Consider the following 7,392-nt stretch of genomic DNA (forward strand, 5'->3'; position numbering starts at 1 on the left):
GATCTGCTCTTCGCTGAACCGGCTTCTCTTCATCGTCTGTCTCCTCGTCTGGAGAACAGGCTAACCTCAAAACGAGGACTCGAAGGGGAGCAGGTCAAATTCACCAGCATGGACTGGGCAGCGTTCCTTCGGGCCCACAATCTGGAGCACTCGATGAGCCGCCGCGGAAACTGCCATGACAACGCGGTCGCTGAGAGCTTCTTTAACCTGCTGAAGCGTGAGCGGATCAGACGACGGACCTACCGATCCCGCGAAGAAGCCAGGCAGGATGTGTTCGACTACATCGAGATGTTCTACAATCCAAAGCACAAGCACGCCCGGAACGGAATGCTGTCGCCCGTCGACTTTGAACGGCAGCAGAAACTGAGACACGAAGGCGTCAAAAAACGCGGGGCTATTCACTATCACCAATAATAATCTCGCTGCAAAAATGAAGGCTACGTATGCAATTCTCAATGAACCGCTCCTCATCTTGGCAAATAATGAAAGCAGAAATCGGAAGATTCGACTGAACCATCGCCGCGCCTTGGTTGTTACAACTGATCATGATAGCCTATAAGAGATTATCCAGCTGCCCACAAATGGATTTTTCGATGGATCTCGCTACAGCTCTCTCAGACCATGGGATACTGACGCTAATCGTGACCTACCAGACCGAGGGTCCACGCCTTGAACATGCGCTCAGCGAAGCAAATCGTGCCGGGCTAAAGCCTCGCGTCGCACTCAGCATCCACTCAGACGATCTGAGCGCCGTAGATCTGTATGATTCGGAGGCGAACTTACGGTTTCGAAAAAGAGAAATGTCCCCGGGAGAAATCGCATGTTATTGGGGACACAGAGAGGCGTGGCGCCTATTGCTGCAAGACGGAACAGATTTCGCGCTAGTGCTTGAGGACGATTTTCATGTAAAAGATCCGGAATTGCTGAAAAGCGCGATTACATCCCTTCCAGAACTCCCAATCTTCGACATTCTTTTGTTTCGGACCCACAAGCCGCGCGGGCCGGTTCGGCGATGGTTATTCAGCGGATTTTCGGTCGAAGAACGATTATTTGGCACAACTGGCGCAACGGGCTATCTGATTTCAGCTAAAGCTGCGCGTAGGCTCTTATCCCGCCCCCGAGTATTCCGTCCCGTCGACGAAGATTTTATCGCTCCTTGGGAACTTGGCCTTCGAGTTCTCAATTTAACCCCCGAACCGATCGGTGAGACTACTGAGTTGACATCCTCACTCGAGGAACAGCGCACAAGTCGCAGGAAAGGTCGCAATCGGCGTGTGCATGGCGCTTGGCTAAAAGCACGTTGGCAACTGCTTAGCTTAATCTATTGGTTTCGAAAGATGCGGTCCTGAGCGGATCGCCAAGTGGCAGATCACCTTCTACGCGGACAAACCGTCCGTCCCAAAAAAGATCTGGCTCACGCACGTCAATCTGTTTTCGATAATCTGCAGAAAATTGTGCTTCTGATAGTCCATGCTGGATGTAAGAGCGCAGAAATAGATGATTATTCAGCCATTCCTTTCGGCGAGCCCTCTCTCTGCGGCTGGTGATACCTTTCACAGAGAGCCAAGCCAAGATCGCATATAGGGAGCGCCGCAGCTTGGGAAGGCGAAAGACCTTCCGATAGGGCTCTGTCGAAAAGCCGGCGTGCTGAAACACCCTATCGTATAACTCGATATAGGCTGAATCAGTCGGAGACAGCCAAGGCGCTTGAGAACCGTGCCAAGGTCGCACCATCATGCAAAAATGCACAAAGACTGGTGCCACGGCTCGTGTTAGCCCCCAATTCAACACTCCACCCTGCCAATTGAAACGCGGGGAAAGCTCGACCCAGCGTCCATCAAAAAAATAGGCCAGAAAATCTTGGTCTGGGAACTTGGATTCCGGATGTGCCGCAAAGTAGCCGGGCAGAATTTCGGCAAAATCAATCTGATTCCAGATTTTCGGATCTATTAGAAGAACTCCCGAATTGAGATAGCACCCCGAGGATACACCAATCCCCGCCAGCCAGGCTGACCGCTCCATATTGCCTGGTCCGCGCTCAAGCACAGCGAGATCAGCGACCGCGCCTAGCCCATCCGGCAAAGAGACCTCCCAGAGCGCGGGATCCGCGCCAAATGACAATATATCAGCATCCAAATATAACAGCCGGTGATAGCTCGGCAAAAACCGAGGTGCAAAAAGACGTAAGTAGACGATTCTCGGCCAGCGCTCGAACTCGGGAAGATCATGCGGCAGAGCGTCGCCTAGGCATTCATAGTGATAAGTAATTCGACCGGCGCCGATCTCATTGATCGGCACACTTTGATCCCGCCTCTCGATAAAAATATGAAAATCACAATCCCAGTGCAAAGACATCTGCAATGCAGCCGAGCTCGCCAGTTCCGCGAGTTGCTCATCAACAACGAAATAAATCGCATTCATACAGATGCTTCTCCACGCTTTTAACCATCTTTCGCCCGCAATAGCAGGCTATGCTCGACCAATCAAATTTCCGATAAGGTTATTGCCCGTGACCTGCCACGGGATTTTTCCTCCACCATCGATTAGAGTCCGACCCAACTTGAGGACGGACAATGAAGCGAACGAGATTCACGGACGAGCAGATCATCGGCATCCAGGCCGAACACGAGGCAGGCGCGAAGTGCGCGGACTTGTGCCGCAAGCACGGCATGTCGGAAGGGACCTTCTATAACTGGAAGGCGAAGTTCGGCGGCATGACGGTGCCGGAGGCAAAGCGGCTGAAGACGCTCGAAGACGAGAACGCCAAGCTGAAGAAGCTGCTGGCCGAGCAGATGCTGGACCTGGCGGCGATGAAGGAACTGGTTTCAAAAAAGTGGTAACGCCTGCCTTGAAGCGCGAGGCGGTCGCGCATCTGAAGGCCCAGTTCGGGCTCTCGGAACGGCGGGCGTGCCGGATTGCCGGGGCGGATCGCAAGATGGTCCGCTATCAGACGCAGCGTGCGCCGGACACGGTGCTGCGCGGGCGGTTGCGGGAGCTGGCCAACGAGCGTCGGCGGTTCGGCTATCGGCGGCTCTTCGTGCTGCTGCGGCGCGAGGGAGAAGCCTCGGGGATCAACCGGATCTACCGGCTCTACCGCGAAGAAGGCCTGACGGTGCGCAAACGAAAGGCACGGCGCAAGGCTGTCGGGACGCGAGCCCCGATCCTGGTCGAGGCGCGGCCCAATGCGCGATGGTCGTTGGATTTCGTTCACGACCAGTTCGCCAACGGTCAGCGTTTCCGGGTGCTCAATGTGGTCGACGATGTCACCCGGGAGTGCCTCGCGGCGATCCCGGACACCTCGATCTCGGGGCGCCGTGTGGCTCGTGAACTGACTGCTCTGATCGAGCGCCGCGGAAAGCCGGGGATGATCGTCTCTGACAACGGCACCGAACTGACCAGTAACGCAATCTTAACCTTCGCTACCGCGCACCGGATCGAGTGGCACTACATCGCCCCGGGGCAAGCCGATGCAGAACGGCTTCGTGGAGCTTCAACGGGCGGATGCGGGACGAGCTGCTCAACGAGACCATGTTCCGAAACCTGGCCCACGCGCGGATCGTGATCGCCGCCTGGGCTGCCGACTACAATAACGAACGCCCGCACTCGGCCTTGGACTACCAGACACCTGCTGACTACGCGCGGGCCCTGACCTCCGCAATCGCCCGCCCCGCTGCGCGAGATGATAGCTCCGCGCGTCGGGCGATTGCTCAACCTGCGCCGATCGGCGTAAACACCAACCGGGCTCCGGTCGCGGCTGGATGAAAGTTCAGTGGCAGGTCAGTCTCTCAACAGACAACAAAGTGGCCAGATTGCTGTACAGCCTCACTGTAATGCGATATTGGCCTCTTTCCTGGTGGTGAAAATGTGATAGGACAATCAGATGGGTGTACGCGCAACTCTCAATGCATTATTGCGCCCTCTTGGCTTTGAAGCGGTGCGAAAAAGCAGTTACGGCACAGACAATTTTCTGGTCCAGACAACGCTGAAGTTCAAACAAGTAGTAGTGCGCGAAATCGCTGAACGCTTGGAGTACAAAGTGCAGCGCGGGCCTTTTGAAGGTATGCTTCTTCCCGCACATGGAGCCTGGAGCGATCACGACATTGCTTCGAAACTGGTCGGTTCTTATGAAGAAGAACTGTTTCCTACAATTTTGGAACTAGCGAAAGTCCCCTTCAGGTCAATCGTTAACATTGGTGCCTCCGAAGGGTATTATGCTATCGGCATGAAACGATTGGTGCCGGATGCAACTGTATATACCTATGATATCGACGAAAATTCCTTTCAGGCGTTGGAGGATTGCCAAAAGTTGAACGGGGTCAGTGTCAAACGACTAGACGCATTTAAGTGCGCCGATCCTTTTCCAGGAAATCTCAAAGATTGGAACCTACCGTCCCTGTTTATCATCGATTGTGAAGGCTGTGAGGCACGGGTTGAGGATTTTCCACAGGAAGTTCTGGTAAAATCACACTTTCTTATAGAAGTGCATGATTTATTCGTTCCAGGCATAACCACTCAATTGATCGACTTTCTATCCGATACGCATGACGTGACCGTGATTCCTCAGAGATCACGGACCTTTGACGATTACCCAGAACTGGAGAAATACAGCGAGCTTAAAAAGGCTATTATTCTTGATGAATATCGCAACGGCAAAATGGAGTGGCTTTACGCGAAGCCAAAATCTTGAATGAACGCTTTCTTTCTTGTCGTAGATGAAAACCTTTTAGAGATTGCAAGCGTTCAAGCGTTTCAATTGGTCAACGTATGGGATGTTGACATTCATGTGTTTATCGAAGGTGAAATCACGGATGCCATCGAGTCAAAGTGTGTATTCAATCCAAATATATTTTATCACTGCAATGAATTGAGCAAGCATCTGCCTAAGGGCATGCCGGAAAGCGCAAATTGGCCGAAAATAGTTTATCTTAGGATCTTTGCGCCTTCAGTTCTGCGGAATTACCAGCGCTTGATTTATTTGGATTCTGATATATTCCCACGTCGAAAAGACGAATTTGTCTGGACTGTTCCGTTACCAAGTGGCTTAGGCGCGATTCACGACACAGGTGTTGTTTTTGAAACCCTGAGCGGTCAGGAATTTGCTGGAAGAAATACAAAAGCTACAAAAGAGGACTGGTTAAAGGAAGTTGGTATTCAAGATACTCGATATTTTAACTCCGGTGTTCTTCTAATCGATCCCGAAAAATGGCGAGAAAAGAACTGGGCTGACCTACTTTGCTCTTATGTTCATATCTTCGGTGACAACATGCGTATGTTTGACCAAGACTTCTTGAATTTTACGTTTCAAGGACATTGGACGGAACTAAGCCCAAGCTACAATTTTCAGTTTAGTATTATGGGATTTGGGTATGAAATTGCGCTCAATCCGGTCTTTCTCCATTTTTCGCTTTTAGACAAACCTTGGTTGGGCCGATACGTGCCTGACATCTTTGATCTCGAGCAAGCCGCTTTTGTAAAATACGAAGAAATGTTTCAAGATGCGGGTTTTTCAATGAAGGATGTCAGAAAACCTCTAAGGCAATCAAAAATAGCTCGTGCGAAATTTCGCTTAAGGCGTTGGTTAAGTGAACGTGGATGGGTAACAAAAAAAGAGCGCACGCTTCGGAATAAATGGCGCATTCAACATGATGAGTTAAGAAATTTTATTGAGACGTCGATCGCTTCTGATTGTTTTGCAGACCATTTGGAGGACCCCTTTAACAGGATAGACGATGTCGATCTGAAATTCGACGGCAAAAAGTTAAGGACTTGCCTTTCTAAAGATACTCTCGACAGTTTATTTAAATAGCGGCGGATTATTGTCCTGTGACAGTTCTATAGTGATCCGCTGTTGCTCCCAGTGCGGCTGAAATCCTGTCCGCTATCCAGCCGGCTGTTCGGCAAAATGTCAGAAAGTTTGTGCTAAGAGTTAAAGGCATCAAAAACAGCAACCCCAACAATCCAATTGTCTTAAGCACAACCGATACTGGAAGTTTATAAATTGCAGAAGGCTTCTTGCTCAGCTTCCTTTTAAAACTCGTATTTGATTGGTCTTTGGCCCGTTTGAACTGATAACCAAACGTCAATCTGTCTTTCGGAATCGTCTCATATACAGGGGCGTTGGAAACCCATCCTGTCTTTAACCCCAAAGATCTGACATCTGAATAAAACTGTGTATCCTCACCGCCTAACCAATCCAGGTTTTCATTAAATAAAATCTTATTGTTTGCGATAATGTCAACCTGGCCAATCCAATTATTCGCGACGATCGTTACACCTGGTGTGTCATTCGAAGATGCTCGTTGAGCAGCTCGCTTTTCATTTCTAAAATATCTTTGCGAGATATTCTTATGCATCGCTTTTCTAGCCATGTACAGTTTTCGGACAGGGGGGCTGCCCGAAGTGGCCCCCGAGAAGAACAGCAGAGCTTTTCCTGTAGGCCCCACAAGATTTGCCAGCCACTCAGGTGGCACGATCTCATCATCATCAACAAAAACCAGCAGGTCGGCATCTAGATTTATTGCCTCTTTTGCAGCTCTATTTCGAGCACTTGCAATTCCTATTTTGGTTTCCAGAACGTAATGTATAGAACCTTTCGTAAATTTCGGCCCAAATGCTCGAACCAACGCTTCCTGACTTTTTCTCTGATTGTTTTCGACAACGAGATAGATAAGTTCACAATGATCAGGATCATCTAGCTTTGAAAGTGAGGTCAAAAGGTCCGCAAGCATTTTAGGCCGATCACGCGTTAAGACAGCAACAGTCACTTTTAGTTTTCCTGCACGATCAGGCATACTTATTCCAATTTCGTTGTGTTTTGACTACTGAGGATTGAAAATCCAATTTTCACAACTAGTTCAAATGCATGCACATAAACAGGCAGCCAAAGAAATTTGACACTCCAGCGGAACCGAGGAAGAAATCATAGCAACATACAAAAACTCTGTCTGAACGGCAAGCTGGCAAGATTGTTAGCAGGGACGAAAGAGGGTCAGCTACCGATCCGTCAGACCGATAGAGACCGAACTGCGCCAGTGGTTGTGTGAACTGACTAACGATTGCCGCCGGTTCAGCATACCCGCCGCTGTTCGCCCTGCTACGCCGGGAAGGCGAGCCATCAGGCATCAAACGCATCTAACGGCTCTATCATGCGGAGTTGCGGCTGCGTGCCAGCGCCGCGCCAGATGTTAGCCAGTGGGCAGCCAGGCGGTGATCCTCGTCGAAGCCCGGCCACCATCGGGCGACACGTGGCTCACCATCTGGCGTGATCAGAATTACGTCTTGGGTGGGTTTGACGTTATAGCGTCTGACCTGCTCCCCTCGTTTTGAGGTTAGCCTGTTCTCCAGACGAGGAGACAGACGATGAAGAGAAGCCGGTTCAGCGAAGAGCAGATC

Annotated in this window: 6 protein-coding genes and 2 pseudogenes; 5 read left to right on the top strand and 3 right to left on the bottom strand. The window is 50.6% G+C overall.

All coding sequences use genetic code 11. The features are described 5' to 3' along the window. Together B6V73_RS20090 and B6V73_RS20095 are read left to right on the top strand one after the other, a co-directional pair. The coding region (locus B6V73_RS20090) for an IS3 family transposase (RefSeq protein ID WP_240504210.1) at nt 1-414 on the top strand (414 nt) is incomplete at its 5' end. A gap of 116 nt (nt 415-530) precedes the next feature. Then, the gene (locus B6V73_RS20095; protein WP_088726292.1) at nt 531-1,349 is read left to right on the top strand and encodes a glycosyltransferase family 25 protein; all 819 of its coding nucleotides are present in this window, start codon (nt 531-533) and stop codon (nt 1,347-1,349) included. Here the strand turns inward: B6V73_RS20095 and B6V73_RS20100 are convergent. Beyond that, nucleotides 1,312-2,421, bottom strand: coding sequence for a glycosyltransferase (locus tag B6V73_RS20100; protein WP_088726293.1), 1,110 nt, complete (start codon nt 2,419-2,421; stop codon nt 1,312-1,314). The genes B6V73_RS20095 and B6V73_RS20100 overlap by 38 nt on opposite strands. 152 nt (nt 2,422-2,573) lie before the next feature. Between B6V73_RS20100 and B6V73_RS20105 the strand changes: the two are divergent. The 3 genes and pseudogenes from B6V73_RS20105 to B6V73_RS20115 all read left to right on the top strand — a co-directional run bounded on the left by B6V73_RS20105 (nt 2,574) and on the right by B6V73_RS20115 (nt 5,806). Further along, nucleotides 2,574-3,762: pseudogene (locus B6V73_RS20105) on the top strand (IS3 family transposase). 118 nt (nt 3,763-3,880) lie between these two features. Then, the gene (locus B6V73_RS20110) at nt 3,881-4,687 is read left to right on the top strand and encodes a hypothetical protein (RefSeq protein WP_088726294.1); all 807 of its coding nucleotides are present in this window, start codon (nt 3,881-3,883) and stop codon (nt 4,685-4,687) included. Continuing rightward, nucleotides 4,688-5,806, top strand: a complete 1,119-nt coding sequence (locus B6V73_RS20115; RefSeq protein ID WP_088726295.1) for a glycosyltransferase — start codon at nt 4,688-4,690, stop codon at nt 5,804-5,806. 7 nt (nt 5,807-5,813) lie between these two features. Here the strand turns inward: B6V73_RS20115 and B6V73_RS20120 are convergent, their stop codons facing one another. Together B6V73_RS20120 and B6V73_RS21045 are read right to left on the bottom strand one after the other, a co-directional pair. After that, nucleotides 5,814-6,791, bottom strand: coding sequence for a glycosyltransferase (locus B6V73_RS20120; protein WP_088726296.1), 978 nt, complete (start codon nt 6,789-6,791; stop codon nt 5,814-5,816). Nucleotides 6,792-7,143: 352 nt separating this feature from the next. Next, nucleotides 7,144-7,392 (bottom strand): annotated as a pseudogene (locus B6V73_RS21045) (hypothetical protein); the annotation flags it as partial.

Source organism: Thioclava sp. JM3 (assembly GCF_002213185.1).
GTDB classification, from domain to species: domain Bacteria; phylum Pseudomonadota; class Alphaproteobacteria; order Rhodobacterales; family Rhodobacteraceae; genus Thioclava; species Thioclava nitratireducens.